This window comes from Actinoallomurus sp. NPDC050550, assembly GCF_040655075.1.
Lineage (GTDB): Bacteria > Actinomycetota > Actinomycetes > Streptosporangiales > Streptosporangiaceae > Actinoallomurus.
The window spans coordinates 326,139-343,405 of the sequence record NZ_JBFAJC010000003.1 but is presented as its reverse complement, the minus strand read 5'-3'; the positions used below and the strand labels follow the sequence as shown (position 1 = coordinate 343,405).

The following is a 17,267-nucleotide window of genomic DNA, read 5'->3' as shown; positions in this document are numbered from 1 at the left end:
AACAGCGGATGCTGGTCCTGATGAGTGCTTGGTGACCAGTCGGCGGTGCCAGGCCAACAAAATGCCCGGCGTCACGATCCGACGGAGCCGAAGCCACGTGGGCAGCAACCGCGCCAGCGCGGCCGGCAACGCCCGATCGGCCCAGTCCGGTCTCGGCCGGGCGACCTGACGGCGCAAGACGGCGACCTCGTGACGCAGCACCAAGATCTCCACCCCCTTGGAAGCGTCGCTTCGCGCGAGCAGCGTCAACCAGCCGAACAACCGGACCATCAGCCGATACAGGAGGCGTAGAAACACTAGCGCTGAGCATAGGAGGCCAGATCACATGCTGTGGAGGAGTCATGGCACCGCACAGGGGGACCGTCCATTGTACGGACATAACTGACGAGTGGTTACGAGATTAGTAATGACCGGAGTTTCCGACGGTCCGAATCAGCCGCCGACAAACCTCTCCCACGCCACACAACATCGAAGAGTAGTCACGAAAATGAGCCCCGTAGTCGTATTCTCGGAGCGCACACGCAGATCCATCACCACAACATGGGAGAGCGCATACATACCGCCGCCCCCGACTTGGCCGCACCGCGCCCGGCCGTCTTCTCGCCAAAGCTGCAGGAGGCGTGGCGGCGGCCGGGCTGCTGCTCGCCACGGTCCCCGCCCCCGCCCCCGCGGCGACCCAAGCCACCCCTTGTGCCGGGCCGGCTGTGGGTTGAGTACCGCGTTGTTGATCAGGCCGGTGGTCAGTTAGGCATTCGGCCCTGACCGAAACCTGCGCGAAATCGACCTCCTGAACGCGCGTCCCGGCATGTGAAGGTCGAGATGACGGGCGGATGCGGATCCGCTACCGAAAGAAGGAGGCTGCATGAACAGCTCAGACCAACGTCGCCGCAGGAACCGCAGGACGCTGCTCGGGACGGCGGCCGTCGTCCTTGGGCTGGGCGCCGGCATGGCACTCGCCACACCGGCGGACGCGACCGTCCGGCCCAATTCCCTGCCGGTTTGCCATTCCGGTACCGACGGCGGCCGACGAGGGATGTTGGACTGTTCCGGTGGCGCGGGCCACGTCGAACTCATCACCCACTGCTCCTGGTCAGCGTGGGCCTACAGCGGCTGGCTGTGGGACAACGGTGGCAATTTCCACTACGAGAACACCTGCACGTTCCACGCCGACGACACCGAGAACCACGTCAAGCCCTAAGGCGAGGGCAGGGTGCCGGCACTTCGGAGCCGGCACCCAGCCCGGCACGGTGGCGGCCAGGCCGCCGAGCGCGCCGAGGCCACGGCCGCGGCGGCCCGCGCCAACGCAGCTTGATCAACCCCAGCCCGTCACCCGACGGACCCTTTCCCCGTCCGCCCACCAGACCCGCTGTCCGTCCGGGACGGTGAATCCCGGGAGCATCGGATGCTGAATTCCCGAGGGGGCCGGGTCGGCGAGGCCGTGGTCAGGTTCGCGGGGGGCCGGCGGAGTCGCGGATGACGACGTGGGTGCCCATCTTCAGGTACTGGCCGCTGGGGTGCTCGCTGCGCTGCAGCGCCATCCGGACCGCGGCGCGGCCGAGTTCCTCATGGGGCACGTGCACGGTGGTCAGTGGGGGGTAGAGGTCCTCGGCGAGGGGGATGTCGTCATAACCCACGACCGAGACGTCGTCGGGTACGCCGACCCCCGCCTCGCGCAGTGCGAACAGCGCACCGGCGGCCACCATGTCGGTCATGGCGAAGATGGCGCTGAAGGCGACCTTGCGGTCGAGCAGATCGCGTGTCGCGGCGTACCCGAACTCACGGGTGAAGGTGCCCTTGACCATCAGCTCCGCCTCGGCGGTCAGTCCGCGCCCGGCCAGCGCGCGTTCGTAACCGTGCACACGGGCGGTGGAGGTCGGCATGCCGGCCACCGTTCCCAGCAGCACGATGCGCTCGTGGCCGATCGACAACAGGTAACTGGTCAGCGCGAACGCACCGCCTTCGTTGTCATACTCCACGACGGTCTGGGGGACGTCCGCCTCCAGAGCGGGCCGCCCGCACAGGACCAGGCGAGAACCGCTCGCCTCCAGCGAATGAGCGAGCGTGACCATGCGCTGGAGATACTCCGGGGTCTCCGGCACGCCACCGACCAGGATCACCGCCTCGGCGCGCTGTTCCCGCATCAAGTTGATCACGGCGAGCTCACGGCCGGCATCCCCGTGGGTCGTGCAGACCAGGCACAACCTGCCCTCGGCGGTGGCCTGCTCCTCCACACCACGGGCGATGTGGGCGAAAAACGGCCCGGTGATGTCGTTGACAACGAAGGCGACCGTGTTGGAGGTGGCCACGGCCAGCGCGCGGGCGTTGGCGTTGATGACATAGTCCAGCTCACGCATCGCCCGCCGTACCCGGGCGCGCGTGGCCGTCGCGACCGGATAGGTGCCCCCGATGACCCGCGAGACCGTCGCCGGAGACACTCCCGCACGAGCCGCCACGTCCTTGATCGTACGACGTTGAAGCGATTCACCCTCGGCGGCCGAACGCCTCGCCATCGATCCTCCCCGCGTGCCGGACTGTCCACCGTCATGCTATTGGTACAGGCCGCACACGGCGGGCGGACGGCGACCTCGCCGACGCGGCGCCGAGGGGCGATGCCGACGGCGGCTTGCCCGGGGGGTCGCTCAGGCGACGCGTTCCAGATCGCTCTGGGTCACCGGGTGGGCCAGTGGTCGTCTATCCGTCAACCTTTCGATCTCCTCGACCGCGCTCCTGCCGAGCCGCTCCAACTCGTTGCCCATCGAGCCCGCGACGTGGGGAGTGAGGAAGACGTTGGGCATGTGGAAGAGGGGCGAGTCGGCGGGTGGCGGTTCGGGATCGGTGACATCGAGGACCGCACTGATCCGGCCGGTGACCAGCTCGGCGATCAGCGCGTCATGGTCGACGAGGGCCCCTCGAGCGGTGTTGATCAGCATGCCTCCGTCCGGGATCAGGGCCAGGCGCCGCCGGTCGAGCAGTCCCCGGGTCTGCGGGATGTCCGGAGCGTGCATGCTGACGATCGTGCTGGTGCGCAGCAGTTCGTCCAGTGGCAGCAGCTCCGCGCCGAGCCGGGCCGCCTCGGCGGCGTCCAGGTACGGGTCGGCGAGCGTGAGGGCCAGGTCGTAGGGGCGGAGCAACTCGAGCACCCGGCGGCCCACCCGAGAGGCTCCGATGAGGCCGACCCGGCGCCCGTAGTTGCCCGCGGCCGGGTCTTCCTCCCGGCGGCGGAATGCGGGATCGGCGCGGTAGCGCTCCCGCGCGTCGAACACGCCCTTGCCGGCCAGCAGGACTGCGGCCACGGTGTACTCCGCGACGGGCAACGCGTTGGCCTGCGCCGCGCTGGAGACCAGCAGGCCACGCTCCCAGCAGGCGTCATCGATCAGGTGGCGCACGGTGCCCGCGGCGTGCACGACCGCGCGCAGCCGCGGGGCGGCGGCGAGGACGGCGCGGTCCACACGGGGGGAGCCCCACCCGGTGATCATGATCTCGGCATCGGCCAGGGCCAGGGCGACTTCCGGTTGGTCGAACCGCTGAGCCACGAGCGACGGATCGATGTCCACCAGCTTCTCCAGGCGGTCCATGAGCGGTGCCGGGAACAGCTGGGACAGGTACCGCGCATGCATGGTGAACAGGGCCTTGGGCCGATCGGCCATAGATCACTCTCCACGATCGAATAGAAAACGGTTTCTACGTTAGGCGAGCGTTGGCGGACGGGTCAATCACTGGCCGGCGGAGACGTACGGACTCGCCGATGCGACGGACACCATTGCGTGTTACCTGTTCAGGAGGATAGGAGGAAACCCTCGCGAAACCTCGGCGCAACATCCCTGCCGCCAACCTCTTGTGGGAGTGCCAGCGGCGGCCGTACATTCCACAGCAAGCGTTTTCTATCTCAGCATCCAGCATGGACGCCCAGGAGGCCTCATGCGCACGACAGTCAAGGGCCGCGCCGGAACGGTCGCCGCCATCTGCGCGCTCGCCGCGGCCCTGGCGGGCTGCGGTGGCGGTGGTTCGGACTCGCCCAAGGCGAGCGGCCCCGCGACTCTCACGTTCTGGGGGGAGGCCGAGGGCCTGGCCAAGCAGACCGCGGCGTGGAACGCCGCCCACCCCGACATTCAGGTCAAGTTCACCAAGGTCACGCTCGGCTACCCCGACTATCAGAAGATCGCGGCGGCGGTGAAGGCCGGGAACGGTCCCTGCGTCGGCCAGACCGACGCCGAGCACCTGGTCACCTTCGCCTCCCAGGGGCTGGTCCAGGACATCACCAAGTACGCGAGCACGTACCAGAACCTGTTCACCGCCCCGGCGTGGAAGGCGATGAGCCCCGGCGGCACCACGTACGCCCTGCCGCTGTCGGCCTCGCCCAACTTCTTCGCCTACCGCACCGACCTGTACAAGAAGTACGGCCTGACCCCGCCGAAGACGTGGGACGAGTTCATCGCCGACGGCAAGAAGCTGCGAGCCGCGAACCCCAAGCTCACGATGATGAACTACGCGCCGGAGGACCCCAGCGGCTTCGTGGGCCTGGTGTGGGAGGCCGGCGGCACCTGGTACAAGCAGTCCGGCAACGGCTGGCAGGTGACCTTCACCTCCCCGGAGAGCCTGAAGGCCGCGAACGTCCTGCAGCAGTTCGTCGACGAGAAGCTGCTGTCCTCTGTGTCCTACTCCGACCCGGGCGTGTGGAAGACGTGGGACGAGGGCGGCACCCTCTCGATGACCACCTCGACGTGGCAGCTTCCGATCTACGCCAAGTCGTTCCCGAAGTCGGACGGCAAGTGGGCCGTCACCACCGTCCCGCAGTATGCGGCCGGTCAGTCTTCGACCGACAGCGGCTACCGTGGCGTCACCGTCTACAAGGGCTGCAAGGACACGCAGCAGGCCGTGAAGTTCGCCGCCTGGCTGGGCAGCGACAAGGCCCCGGTGACAGCGCTGGCCGACCCCAATTCTGGATCGGGCCTGTTCCCCGCGCTCAAGGACGTGACGCCGTACGTCACCGGCCTGGCCCCCAAGAAGATGATCCCGCAGGACGACGCCGCCCAGGTCATCACGACCGCCGCCGGCCAGGTCAACGCCGCCTGGGAGTTCGGCCCGGACTACGCGACCATGTACCAGAAGATGCAGACCTACTGGCCCAAGGTGCTGTCGGGCCAGATGAAGGTCACCGACATGCTGAACGAGATGCAGCGGTTCGTCGTCGGCGACCTGAAGTCCCAGGGCATCAACGTGGTGGCCGGCTGACCATGGCCATCGAGGCGGACCGGCGACGTCCGGCGACCACACCGAAAGCGGCCCGCGGCGAGGCACCCCGAGCGCCCCGCCTCGGGCGCCGAGCCCGGGGCTCCCGCACGGGTGCGACGAAGGGCCTGCTGTTCACCGTCCCCTACATCCTGGGCTTCCTGGGGGTCTACGTCATCCCGGTGGGCTACACGATCGTCCGGGGCCTGTACCGGCAGCAGCGGTCGGGGCTGGGATTCGGGCCGGCACGCAGCGTCTTCGTCGGACTCGGCAACTTCCTCAAGGTCTTCCACGACGGCCTGTTCTGGACGGGCCTGCTGCGGGTGACGCTCTTCGGGGCGGTGGCGGTTCCGGTCATGCTGGGTCTCGCGCTGCTCCTGGCGCTGCTACTGGATGGCATCACGGCCCGCGCCGTCCGCCTCTTCCGGGTGGGCTACCTCGTCCCGTATGTCGTGCCGAGCGTCGTCGCCGCGCTCATCTGGCTGTACCTCTACAGCCCGGAGGTCAGCCCGATCAACAGCACGGCGCGGCACGCCGGGGTCACCATCGACTTCTTCGGCCCCGTCACCACCTACCTCACGCTGGGCAACGTGCTGGTCTGGGAGCAGATCGGGTTCAACATGATCCTCATCTACTCCGCGCTGCAGGCCATACCCCGGGAGCTGTACGAGGCGGCGCGGATCGATGGCGCCTCCGAACGGCGGATCGCCTGGTCCATCAAGATCCCGAACTTGCGGCCGGTGCTGATCTTCACCGGGATGTTCTCCATCATCAACGCGCTGCAACTGCTCACCGAGCCGTTCGTGCTGCGACTGGTCGGCTGGAAGTCCATCTCCAAGGACTTCACGCCCATGCAGATGATCTACAACGCCGCATCGGCGGAGAGCAACTACGAGTACGCCGCGGCCATGTCCACGGTGCTCGCCGTGGTCACCGGGATCCTCGCGTTCGTCTTCTACCGTCTCACCAACCGGAAGGTCACCGCATGACGGCGCAGACCGCGCTCGGGCGGCGCAGGACCCGCCCGGCGCCCGTCACCACCGGAGTGCGCCCGTCCCGCGGGTCGGTCGCGCTCACCACCGCCCTGATGGTGCTCTTCCTGCTCTACTCGGTGGCGCCGGTCTGGTGGCTGCTGGTGTCGAGCACCAAGGGCCTGTCCGACCTGTACGGGTCGTTCGGCCTGTGGTTCTCCGGCGACTTCCACCTGGGCGCGAACGTCCGGGACACGCTGACCTACCACGACCACATCTACCTACGGTGGATCGGCAACTCGATCCTGTACGCCGGAGTCGGCGCGGCCGGGGCGACGCTGATCTCGCTCGCGGCCGGCTACGGGATGGCGAAGTACCGGTTCCGCGGGCGCGCCGCGCTGTTCGCGACCACGATCGCCGCCTCGCTGCTGCCCACCACGCTGATCGCGCTGCCGCTGTACCTGGTGTTCACCAAGATCGGCCTGACCGGCACCGTCTGGTCGGTGCTGATCCCCAGCTTCATCAACCCCTACTGCGTCTACCTGGGTCGCGTGTACGCCGAGAGCAGCGTCCCGGACGAACTGATCGAGGCGGCCCGCATCGACGGCGCCGGCGAACTCCGCATCTTCGGCACGATCGCGCTGAAGCTGATGACCACCGGCGCGATCACCATCTTCATGCTCGACTTCATCACCATCTGGAACAACTTCTTCCTGCCGCTGTTCATGCTCAGCGGCGAGAAGACCTTCCCGGTCACCCTCGGTCTGTACTCGTGGAACCAGGAAGTGGTGCGGGCGCAGAACATGACGCCGATGGTCGTCACCGGCTCGCTGCTCTCGATCGTTCCGCTCGCGCTGTTCATGATCTCGCTGCAGCGGTTCTGGCGCAGCGGGATCCTCGCCGGAAGCCTCCGCTAAGTCACAGACCCCCCAAGGGAGGGCGAAGCATGCCCGAAAATCGGGTCTCCCGCCGCAATGTCCTGAAGTACACCGCGGCCGCCGGCGTCGGCGTCGCGAGTGCCGGGCGGCTCGCCGGAACGGCGTCCGCGGCCGAGCCGCCCACCGCCGACGCCTCCCGGGCGTCAGGTCCGCTCGACACGCTGCTCTTCGGCGACGCGACGTCGGAGAAGGCGCACGACCTCACAGCGACGCTGTCCGACATCGTTGCCAAGGGCGGACTGGGCCAGAGCGCCCGCGTCCTGCGGCCCACCGAGCCGGCGACGTTCTGGGGCGGCAGGCTCGCGTTCACCATGGCCTGCAATCCCTCCGGCACGACGTACGTGACCGTCAAACTATGGGGCGACGAGTACGACGCGACCTCGCAGGAGGACGCGAGTGGGACCCGGATGTGGCGGCTCCAGCTGTTCTGCGACGGCAGCCAGGTCGGCTACACCGACGAGGGCGCAGTGGACGGCCTCGACATCCTCGACACCGCGCCGCGCGCACCCGGCCGCTTCTTCTTCCACACCCTGCCGCTGCCGGAGAAGCTCACCAAAGGCAGGACCACGGTCCATCTGGAGATCCGCGCCGAGGGACGGATCTGGTCCTACGGCAATACCAGCGCCAGCTTCTTCTACGACATGACGACGGCGTCCCGCGGCGTCTACCGCCTCTACACCCACACCGACCCGTACTTCACACCGCCGACCGGCGACGTCCAGGGGCCGGCGCCCGCGACACGGGCGCGCACCTCGCCGGGGGCCGAGGTGCTCGCCGCGGTCAAGGAGCGGGTGCTCAAGGACACGGCCTACCTGCTCAATGAGGCGACCCCCGCCGCTCTGGACGGCTGGGCCATGCAGCAGCTCGCCGAGGCGTACCTCTGGCCGGACGGGCCCGCATACCAGGACGACCGGGCGCTGGATCGCGCGCTGCAGGCCATCGACGGCCGCTACCACGCCTGGAAGTCCGACTCGAGCGTGCTGACGGGATCGGACCAGCAGTGGCAGGGCTTCGGCCGGGTCGGGCTCGTGCTCGCGCTGCTCTGGGAGCATCTCGGCGACCGGCTGAAGGAGCGCGTGACCGGCTCCCCGTACGCGATCGCCAACCCCGGGTTCGAGGAGGGCAGCGGGACGACGGCGACCGGCTGGGCGGTCATGGGGTGGGTCGCGAACGGCACCGCCACCCGCGACTCGACGGTCCGCCGCTCCGGCTCGTACTCGATGAAGCTGGCGCGCAACCCCTCGGGCGCGAGCGCCATCGCGGTCAGCAACGTCACGAAGGTATCCCTCGACCAGGGCGGCTACGAGTACGGCGTCTGGGTCAAGACGCAGGACGTCACCGGCCGGGGCGTCTACCTGGACGTGCTGTTCTACGACGCGAACGGAACGATCGTCGGCACCGACAACAAGGCCTACTCCCCCACCGGCACCAACGATTGGGCGTACGTGTCCCTCGAACTGGACACCCCGCCCACGGCGACGCTGGCATGGCTGTTCATCGGGGTGCAGGACGGCGGCACCGCCTGGATCGACGACGTGACCCTCGTGGCCCCCTCGTCCGGCACGCACGTCCCCCCGGTGCGCCGCGACGCGTACGTCGAGATGCTCGCTGCCAGCCGGGAGTACTGGCGGCGGCACTTCCCGCACTATTCCAACCAGTCGCAGATCTGCGCGATCGGCCTGTACCAGTGCAACCGCGGCCTGCGGCTGCTCGACGAGAGCAAGGCGTGGCCGGAGGCGAAGGCCCGCGACTTCATGTACCAGTCCATCGGCCTCAAGCCATGGACCGGCCCGGAGGACGCCGACGGCAACCCGACCAAGCCCCTCGGATCCGGCTACCTGCAGGTCACCCGCAAGGGCCTGACCCGCGAGCTCGGCTACGTCGGCAACTACGGCGAGGTCACCGACTGGCTCATCATGATGTACGAGTCGGTCACCCGCGGCCACCAGGCGCAGGAGGCGCCCGAGCTGCGCAACCAGATGATCAAGATGGTCAAGGCGCGCGGCCTCTTCCACCCGTTCGACGTGGACGCCGACGGATGCCGGGTGGCCCGGCTGGAGACCGTGATCGGCTGGCGCAACGAGGTCTACCCGGGCGAGGTCGGGTACGCGCAGCGCACCGCCTGGGACTCCCACCCGCTCCAGGCCGCCGTCGTCTTCGAAGACCCGGAGCTCATCGGCTGGACCCAGGAGATGATGGGCGACGGCCAGCTCTGGCCCCAGCTCCACCTGCTGCAGACGCATCCCTGGACGCGCGTCGGGCTCAACGCCTTCCGGCTCGTCGCCCGCGACTGGGACGCCTTCCAGAAGCTGCCACGGCACGGCGACCGGATGCCCACCGGCTGGGACCGGCCCGACTTCGTGTTCACCGACGAGGAGAACGGCGTCGTCGCGGCCAAGCACGGCCAGGAGATCCTCTACGCCTCGCTGTACTTCCGGGCCCGCCAGGCCGTCAACAACTACGCCCGCGTCCACCTCATCACCCCGGTCGACCAGCGCTCGGCCACGATCCGCGAACGGTCGGCCAGCCTGACCGATGACACCTTCACCGTCCGCGACTGGGTGACCTGGGACTACGCCATCAACGACCCGGCCGCCAGTGTCATCCCGCCCGGCGGATTCCCGCCCCCGGGCGAGACCCTGCACCAGGCCCTGGCCGGGGACGTCCTCCACCGGGCCCCGATCCCCGCCGACGTCCCGGACCCATCGCTCGGCGTGCACTTCGATGGCGTCGAGGAGATGCTGGTCGGCCGGGCGCCGCTCTATGTCTGCGAGTACGGGCCGTACGTCCTCGTGATGAACACCACCACCGACAAGATCTTCACGGTGCCGTCTCTGGGCGACGGGCAGGCACGTGACCTGCGTACCGGCAAGCGGGTGAGCCTGCGGAAGCGCCGCCGGATCGGCCCGCTCACGACGCTGGTCCTGCGCCGGGACCCGGGCGACCGGTGACCGAGGCGGCAGCCGGCTTGTGAGAACAGAAAGGACCTGACCCGATGTCCCGGCAGGTGATCCGTAACCCGGTGCTGCGCGGCTTCGAACCCGACCCGTCGATCCTGCGGGTCGGCGACGACTACTACATCGCCACCTCGACGTTCGAGTGGTACCCCGGAGTCCGGCTCCACCACTCCCGCGACCTCGCTCACTGGCGCTGCGTCGGCGGTGTCCTCGACGATCGCCGGCTCCTCGATCTGGCGGGCGTACCGGACTCCGGGGGTGTCTGGGCGCCCGACCTGTCGTACGCCGACGGCCGCTTCCACCTGCTGTTCACCCTCGTGGACGGGTACGCCGGAGGATGGCGGGACCTGACCAACCTGGTCACCACCGCACCGTCCGTCGAGGGACCCTGGTCCGACCCGATGCCCCTGCACGGACGCGGCTTCGACCCGTCGCTGTTCCACGACGACGACGGCCGCAGCTGGCTGCTGAACATGGCCCTCGACTGGCGCCCCGGGCACCCGAGCTTCGCCGGAATCGAGATCCAGGAGTACGACCGCGCGACCCGCCGCCTGATCGGCGAACCACGGCGGATCTTCACCGGCACCACGGCGGGGGTCACCGAGGGCCCGCACCTGTACCACCGGAACGGCTGGTACTACCTCCTCGTCGCCGAAGGCGGTACCGGATACGACCACCAGGCCACCGTCGCCCGAGCGCGGTCCATCACCGGACCGTACGAGGTCGATCCCGCCGGGCCGATGCTGACCGCACGAGACGACCCGAGCCTGGAGCTGCAGAAGGCCGGGCACGGCTGCCTGGTCGAGACGCAGCGCGGTGAGTGGTACGTCGCGCACATCTGCGCCCGCCCGTACACTCCGCGCGGACGCTGCGTCCTCGGCCGGGAGACCGCACTGCAGCAGGTCGTCTGGAGCGCGGACGGATGGCCACGCGTGCCCGGCGGACAGGCCGCCATCGAGGTCCCCGCACCGGACCTGGCTCCGGCGCCGTTCCCCACGTCGGCCGACCACTCCGAACTCCTCGGATCCCGTCTCGGGCCCGAGTGGAGCACCCTGCGCCGCCCCGCCTCACGCGACTGGCTGAGCGTCGACGGCCACATGCGCGTCAGCGGCGGCCAGTCGCCCACCGGCAGGCGTGCGCCGAGCCTGGTCGCCCGAAGGGTGACCGCGACGCGATGCGGGATCCAGGCCGACGTGCGGTTCACGCCCCGTACGCCCGACCACCTGGCCGGCATCACGGCCTACTACAACACGCGCAACTGGCACTACCTCGCCATCACGGCCGACGATGACGACGGTCCGGTGCTGCGGGTGCTGAGCAGCACGGCAGGAGCGCTCGCCGTCGCTCCTCGGCGCGTGCCCGTTCCGCCCGGCGCCGCCGTACGACTGCACGCCGAGCTCGACGGACCGGTTCTGCGCTTCGGCTACGACCTGGGCACCGGCCCGCAGTGGCTCCCGCTCGAACTGGACGCCACCGTCCTGTCCGACGAACACGCCGACGAATTCGAGGACGGACGGGTGCGCGTCCTCGGCTTCACCGGCGCGATGCTGGGCCTCTGGGCCCACGACCTCGACGGCGGCGGCCGCCACGCCGACTTCACGAACGTGACCTACCGAACCGGCTCCCACCCCGACCGGAGAGGAACCCACCCATGTCCGAGTCCAGCCGCCGGCAGTTCCTGAAGATCACGGCCGTCGGCGCCGGAGCGACCGCGTTGTCCGGTGCCGGCATTCCCCTGACGGCCTCTCCGGCCGGGGCCGTCACCTCCGGCATCACCTCCTTCACCCATCCCGGAGTCCTGCACAACCTGACCGATCTGCAGCGAATCAGGACCAACGTCAAGAACGGCGTCGAACCGTGGCTCAGCGGCTGGAACGCCTTCAAGTCCGATGCCTACTCGCAGTCCACCTACGCCAAGGCGGGCCCGTACACCACCGTCAGCCGCGGTACGGAGGGCTACACCGGCTGGGACGCCCTGTGGATGGACGCCAACGCCGCGTACCAGAACGCCATCATGTGGTACGTCACCCTCGATACGACGCACGCGTCCAAGGCGCTGGAGATCATCAAGGCGTGGACGAACACGTTGACCTCCATCAAGGGCTCCGAAGCGGTCCTGGCCTCCTCGATCGCGGGCGCCAAGCTGGCGGCCGCATGCGAGATCATGCGCTACACCAAGCCGTCCGGCGCCTGGACCTCTACCGAGGTCAACACGACCGTCGCGATGTTCAAGAACATCTTCGTGCCGCTCATCTCCAATTACTGGGAGGCGACGTGGGGCGTGATGTGCATCCGCGGCATGTGCCAGATGGGCGTCTTCTGCGACGACATCTCGATCTTCGACTCGGCCTACAACGCCTTCTACACCCACGCCTGCTGCTCGCTCGGCAAGATGATCCTCCCGTCCGGGCAGTCCCTCGACACCGGCCGCGACCAGCAGCACGCCCAGCTCGCCCTCGGCGCGTTCGCCGAGGTCTGCCAGACCGCCTGGATCCAGGGCCGGGACCTGTACGCGGCGTCCGACCACCGACTGCTCAAAGCGTTCGAGTACACCGCGAGCTACAACCTCGGCAACAGCGTCCCGTACACCACCCAGACCAGCTGCTCGGTCACCTACACCTCGAACTCCTCCCTCTACCGTGGACAGTTGCGGCCGATCTACGAGATGGCCTGGAACCACTACGTCAAGCGCGCCGACGCGGCGGCCCCGTACAGCTATGAGGCGATCCTGAAGATCCGGCCGGAGGGCGCGGCGTTCCAGGCGGACCACCCCGGCTTCGGAACGCTGTTGTTCACCCTCTGACGGCGGGACGCCCCGCCCGCCTGACCGCGCGCCCGTCCGCAGCGGGATCGCGTCGGGCATGAGGACGACCCGGCCGCCGCGAAACGCGCCGTGGGCCGGGTCGTCTCGGCGCCGGTCACCGGCCGGACCACTGCTCGATGAGCCGCACCGTTTCGGTGAATCGCTCCTCGTGGAGGTAGTGGCCGACGCCGGGCCAGTGCTCGACGCGGGCGCCGGGCAGCCGGAGGCCGCCCTCCCAGTCGGCGTGCGCGGCCGAGGTCCAGACGGTGAGCGCCGGACACTTCCGGAGCCTCAGGTACGCCTCGCTGTGTTCACGGATCCCCACCGCCCGCCGATCGGTGTACATCCCGGCGTACGCCTGCACGATGACGTGGTCGGGTGTGCCGAGCATGGTACGGACGTGAGCCGTGCGCAGGCCGGTCGGCGCGTTCGGGGAGAAGGCCGCGGCGACGAACTCGGCGGCGGCAGTGGCGCCGTTCGCCTGGTACGTCCTGAGCCGACGGGGGATGTCGGCCACCTCGTCGCCGTCGGCCCCGTGCGCAGGGTCGAGGGCGATGACGGAGTGGATCGCCTCCGGATGCTCGACGGCGAGCAGGTTGACGACCTGCCCGCCCATCGAGTGGCCGACCGCGACGACCGGTCCCGCCGCGAGACGTGCGATGAGCGCGGCGAGGTCCCGGGCCATCGCACGAGGCGTGTTGTCCTCGGCCGGCACGTCCGAGCGGCCGTGGCCGCGCAGGTCGGGGACGATGACCCGGTGCCTCCCGGCCAGGGCCTCCACATGCGGCGACCACTCGCGGCCGTCCCCGCCCCAGCCGTGCACCAGCAGCAGGACGATGTCCCCCGACCCGTGGTCGGTGTGGAAGAGCCGGACGGTGCCGGGATCGCGCATGGACACGGAACGTCTCCTCTTCGTACGATGCCGTAGAAACCGTTTTCTATCATCTCGACCGGAGGGTTCGTGGCCAGCCGATCCATTCTCGTCTACACCAGGACGACGGCCTACCGGCATCGGAAAATTTAGAAAGCGTTTGCTGCGTCGGAGGGTTCAGTGATCGAACGCTGGGGCGATGAGACGATCACGCTGCTGTTCGAGGACGGTGTCCGGCTCGCCGGGATCAACCGGCCGAGCCGTGCGGCGCTGCCGCTCGTCGAGATCGAACTGGCCGGTCACGGCAGGGCCGGCACCGCGGGCGGCCGGCACGTCGACGGCCAGGTGTCGCGGCGGCTGCGCCCGGTCGGTCACGACAAGGGTGATGGAACGCTGTCGGTGCGGATGCGCGATCCGGAGACCGGTCTGCGGGTCGTCGCCCACTACGAGTTGCGCGGTCAGGTCCTCCGCTCGTGGACCGAGCTGACCGCCGAGCAGGAGGTCACGGTCGAGCACGTCTCGTCCTTCGTCTGCTCCGGAGTCGCCACCACGCTCGGCGTACGGGTCTGGGAGCGCGAGCTCGAACTGTGGACCGCCCACAACCCATGGAGCGGCGAGTACCGCTGGTCGGGCTCGTTCCTGGCGGAACTCGGCCTGTACGACGTGGGCATGGTGCGTTTCGGCCAGACGGGCACCAAGAACCGGCTGTCCCGCACCGGCACCGGGTCCTGGCCGACCTCCGAGCATCTGCCGATGGGCATCCTGCGGGGTCGCGACGGCTGCCTCGCCTGGCAGATCGAGCACAACGGCTCCTGGCACTTCGAGATCGGCGACCGTTTCGGCGATCTCTACCTCTCACTCGCCGGGCCGTCCCAGCGCGAACATCAGTGGTCCAAGCGGCTCCTTCCCGGCGAGTCGTTCACCACGGTTCCGGTGGCTCTCACGCTGAGCGATGACCCGATGGGTGCCCTGACCCGGTATCGGCGCGCGGTGCGGCGACCCCACGCCGACAACGTCGAACTGCCGGTCGTGTTCAACGACTTCATGAACTGCCTGATGGGTGATCCGACGACGGGCCGGCTGCTGCCGCTGGTGAAGGCCGCCGCCCGGGCCGGCGCCGAGTACTTCTGCATCGATGCGGGATGGTTCGACGACGAGATCGACGCCGAGCCCGGTCCGGGAGGGGTGCCCGCCTGGTGGGACGCCGTGGGCACCTGGCAGCCCTCCACCACGCGGTTCCCCCGAGGGCTGGTGGAGGTGACGGACGCGATCCGCGCGGCGGGCATGACCCCTGGCCTGTGGCTGGAACCCGAGGTGGTGGGTGTCAGATCCAGGCTGGATCTGCCGGAAGAAGCATTCTTCCGCAGCGATGGCGTCCGCCTCGTGGAATGGGGCCGGCACCATCTCAATCTCGCGCATCCGGCGGCCGTACGGCACCTGGACGCCACGGTCGACCGGCTCATCGGCGAGTTCGGCCTCGGGTACCTCAAACTCGACTACAACATCGCCGTCACCCCGGGCTCCGGGCTTCTCGAGCACAACCGCGCCTACCTCGACTGGCTCGAACGGTTGCAGGGCCGGTATCCGGGGCTCGTACTCGAGGCGTGCGCGTCCGGAGGCATGCGCGCCGACCACGCGACGCTCGCGCGGGTGCCCGTCCAGTCCCTGACCGACCAGCAGGACGAGACGCTCATCCCCGCGATCGCCGCCGCCGCACCGACCGTGGTGCCGCCCGAGCAGGGCGCCGTGTGGGCGTACCCTCAGCCGGACTTCGACGATGAGCGGATCATCTTCACGATGGTCTCGGCGATGCTCGGCCGGATCCACCTGTCAGGTCGGCTCGACCTGCTGTCCGACCATCAACTCGACCTGGTCACCGGTGCGATCGATGTGTACCGGACCTACCGCCGCGCCCTGGCGAGGGGGATTCCCCGCTGGCCGCTCGGTCTTCCCGGCTGGCGGGACGGCTGGCTCGCCCTCGCCGTCGACTGTGGGCCGGAGACGTTCCTCGCCGTGTGGCGCCGTGACGACGCGGACCCGACCTGTGAGCTGCCGCTCTCCGCCGCCTCCGTGTCGCTCCTCTATCCGGCGGACGCCATGCCTTGCTGGACGTCCACCGGGCCATTGCGCATCACGTTGCCCGAGGCGTACACCGCCCGTCTGCTGCGCCTCACCGGCCAGTGAGTGCCGGGCGGGCCGACGACCCGCCCGGCACGATCGGCGATGCTCGACGACCTCACGTCGGGGATGTACCAGTACCTGCGCGACCTGGTCTACCCGACCTCGAAGGCGGCGGTGAACATGATCACCGGGCAGTACGCCAAGGAACTGCGCGACACCCTGATCAAGGTCAGCGCGGCCATCCCCGGCTACGTCGCCACCGACTTCAACGGCCACACCGGGCACCGCACCCCCGAGCAGGCCGCCGAAATCGTAACCACCCTCGCCACTCTCCCGGCCGACGCGCCCACCGGCCAGTACTGGGGATCCCTCACCGACGCCCAGGACGACGTCCACGAGCACGGCCGCTGGTGACCAGCAGGTTGATACAGCGACCCCCTGAGACCGCCTTCGATTTTCTACGCGGGCCGCTGGAAGATCTTGTTGCGCCAGGTGCTCTTCGCGCTGGGAGAATTCCGGGGTGAGCACACGTCGATCGTTCCTGCTTCCGCCGCGCACGACCACGACGGGCCGGCTTCTGGCAGAAGCGGCTGTGTGGCGGGGAATGGACGTGCGCACACTGCCCGGACATCCGATCCCTGCCGAAATGAAGGGGCACGCCCATCTATACGGCGGCGAACGCTTCGCCGACGCGGTGGCGTCCGCGCTGGACATGGCGTTGTTGGATCCGCCTCTCGATCTGCTTGCGGCCCTGCCCGCGTACTTCACCGGCAGGCATGTCGAGCTGATCACTCTGGGCCAGGCTCGGCGGCACCGCGTCCCTCGATTCGTCAAGCCGGCCGCCGGGAAGCTATTTCCGGCGGGAGTGCGTCCAGACGGCACCGGTCTGCCATCACACCTGCCCGCCGAACTCCCTGTGCTGTCCGCCGACTTGGTCGCATTCGCTGAGGAGTACCGGCTCCATGTCCTGGACGGCGAGGTGCGCACCGCGAGCCGCTACGCCGTTTCCGGGGTTCTCGACAGCGCACCGCTGCCGCCGGGGCATCCCGCGCTCGGCTTCGGCACCGAGTTGCTGAACCACCTGGCGAGCGGGCTGCCGAGCGCTGTCGTGGTCGATGTCGGAATTCTCTCTGACAGCGGCCGGTTCGCGGTCGTCGAGGCCAATGAGGCATGGTTCAGCAACGCCTACGCCGCGGACGCCGAGCGTGTTCTGGACGTCGTCCTGCGGGCGGCTGCACCCGCGCACGAAATACGGGACACCGATCGGCCCTTCGTACGAAGGGCGGCGGAGACACACAACGACGACGCGATGCCCTCGACCCAGCAACCGGGAACGTCACGCCATCGTTCCGCAGGGCGCCCGGCAATTACATAGGC

13 protein-coding genes are annotated in these 17,267 nt (G+C 69.0%); 10 read left to right on the top strand and 3 right to left on the bottom strand.

Annotated features, from left to right (window positions below; all coding sequences use genetic code 11):
- The first annotated feature begins 862 nt into the window (after positions 1-862).
- Complete coding sequence (locus tag AB0I04_RS06060; protein WP_360879740.1) at positions 863-1,198, top strand: hypothetical protein; 336 nt, start codon at positions 863-865, stop codon at positions 1,196-1,198.
- A 244-nt stretch (positions 1,199-1,442) separates the two neighbouring features.
- Here the strand turns inward: AB0I04_RS06060 and AB0I04_RS06055 are convergent, their stop codons facing one another.
- Entirely contained in the window at positions 1,443-2,453 is a 1,011-nt protein-coding gene (locus AB0I04_RS06055; protein WP_360879737.1) for a LacI family DNA-binding transcriptional regulator, read from the bottom strand.
- Between the two features lie 186 nt (positions 2,454-2,639).
- A complete protein-coding gene (locus AB0I04_RS06050) occupies positions 2,640-3,647 on the bottom strand; it encodes a hydroxyacid dehydrogenase (RefSeq protein ID WP_360879734.1) in 1,008 nt (335 codons plus the stop codon).
- Between the two features lie 271 nt (positions 3,648-3,918).
- Here AB0I04_RS06050 and AB0I04_RS06045 point away from each other — a divergent pair, with 271 nt between their 5' ends.
- The 6 genes from AB0I04_RS06045 to AB0I04_RS06020 are packed head-to-tail and all read left to right on the top strand — an operon-like array spanning position 3,919 to position 12,898.
- Positions 3,919-5,232 (top strand): sugar ABC transporter substrate-binding protein, encoded by a 1,314-nt coding sequence (locus AB0I04_RS06045; protein ID WP_360879731.1) that lies wholly within the window; start codon positions 3,919-3,921, stop codon positions 5,230-5,232.
- Positions 5,233-5,234: 2 nt separating this feature from the next.
- Positions 5,235-6,218: a sugar ABC transporter permease gene (locus tag AB0I04_RS06040; protein WP_360879728.1), complete on the top strand. Its 984-nt coding sequence runs from the start codon at positions 5,235-5,237 to the stop codon at positions 6,216-6,218.
- A complete protein-coding gene (locus tag AB0I04_RS06035; RefSeq protein ID WP_360879725.1) occupies positions 6,215-7,117 on the top strand; it encodes a carbohydrate ABC transporter permease in 903 nt (300 codons plus the stop codon). Before AB0I04_RS06040 ends, AB0I04_RS06035 begins: the two co-directional genes overlap by 4 nt.
- A 29-nt stretch (positions 7,118-7,146) precedes the next feature.
- Positions 7,147-10,089: a hypothetical protein gene (locus AB0I04_RS06030; RefSeq protein ID WP_360879722.1), complete on the top strand. Its 2,943-nt coding sequence runs from the start codon at positions 7,147-7,149 to the stop codon at positions 10,087-10,089.
- Between the two features lie 44 nt (positions 10,090-10,133).
- Positions 10,134-11,777, top strand: a complete 1,644-nt coding sequence (locus AB0I04_RS06025; RefSeq protein ID WP_360879720.1) for a glycoside hydrolase family 43 protein — start codon at positions 10,134-10,136, stop codon at positions 11,775-11,777.
- Positions 11,747-12,898 carry an alginate lyase family protein gene (locus AB0I04_RS06020; protein ID WP_360879717.1) on the top strand — a complete coding sequence of 384 codons (1,152 nt, stop codon included), beginning with the start codon at positions 11,747-11,749 and terminating at the stop codon, positions 12,896-12,898. Before AB0I04_RS06025 ends, AB0I04_RS06020 begins: the two co-directional genes overlap by 31 nt.
- Before the next feature lie 115 nt (positions 12,899-13,013).
- Here the strand turns inward: AB0I04_RS06020 and AB0I04_RS06015 are convergent, their stop codons facing one another.
- Positions 13,014-13,790: an alpha/beta hydrolase gene (locus AB0I04_RS06015; protein WP_360880004.1), complete on the bottom strand. Its 777-nt coding sequence runs from the start codon at positions 13,788-13,790 to the stop codon at positions 13,014-13,016.
- A 159-nt stretch (positions 13,791-13,949) separates the two neighbouring features.
- Between AB0I04_RS06015 and AB0I04_RS06010 the strand changes: the two genes are divergently transcribed.
- From AB0I04_RS06010 to AB0I04_RS06000, 3 genes are all read left to right on the top strand, one after another.
- A complete protein-coding gene (locus tag AB0I04_RS06010) occupies positions 13,950-15,953 on the top strand; it encodes an alpha-galactosidase (protein WP_360879714.1) in 2,004 nt (667 codons plus the stop codon).
- 39 nt (positions 15,954-15,992) lie between these two features.
- Positions 15,993-16,304 carry an SDR family NAD(P)-dependent oxidoreductase gene (locus AB0I04_RS06005; RefSeq protein ID WP_360879711.1) on the top strand — a complete coding sequence of 104 codons (312 nt, stop codon included), beginning with the start codon at positions 15,993-15,995 and terminating at the stop codon, positions 16,302-16,304.
- A 106-nt stretch (positions 16,305-16,410) separates the two neighbouring features.
- A complete protein-coding gene (locus AB0I04_RS06000) occupies positions 16,411-17,265 on the top strand; it encodes an ATP-grasp domain-containing protein (protein WP_360879708.1) in 855 nt (284 codons plus the stop codon).
- The last annotated feature ends 2 nt before the right edge of the window (positions 17,266-17,267 follow it).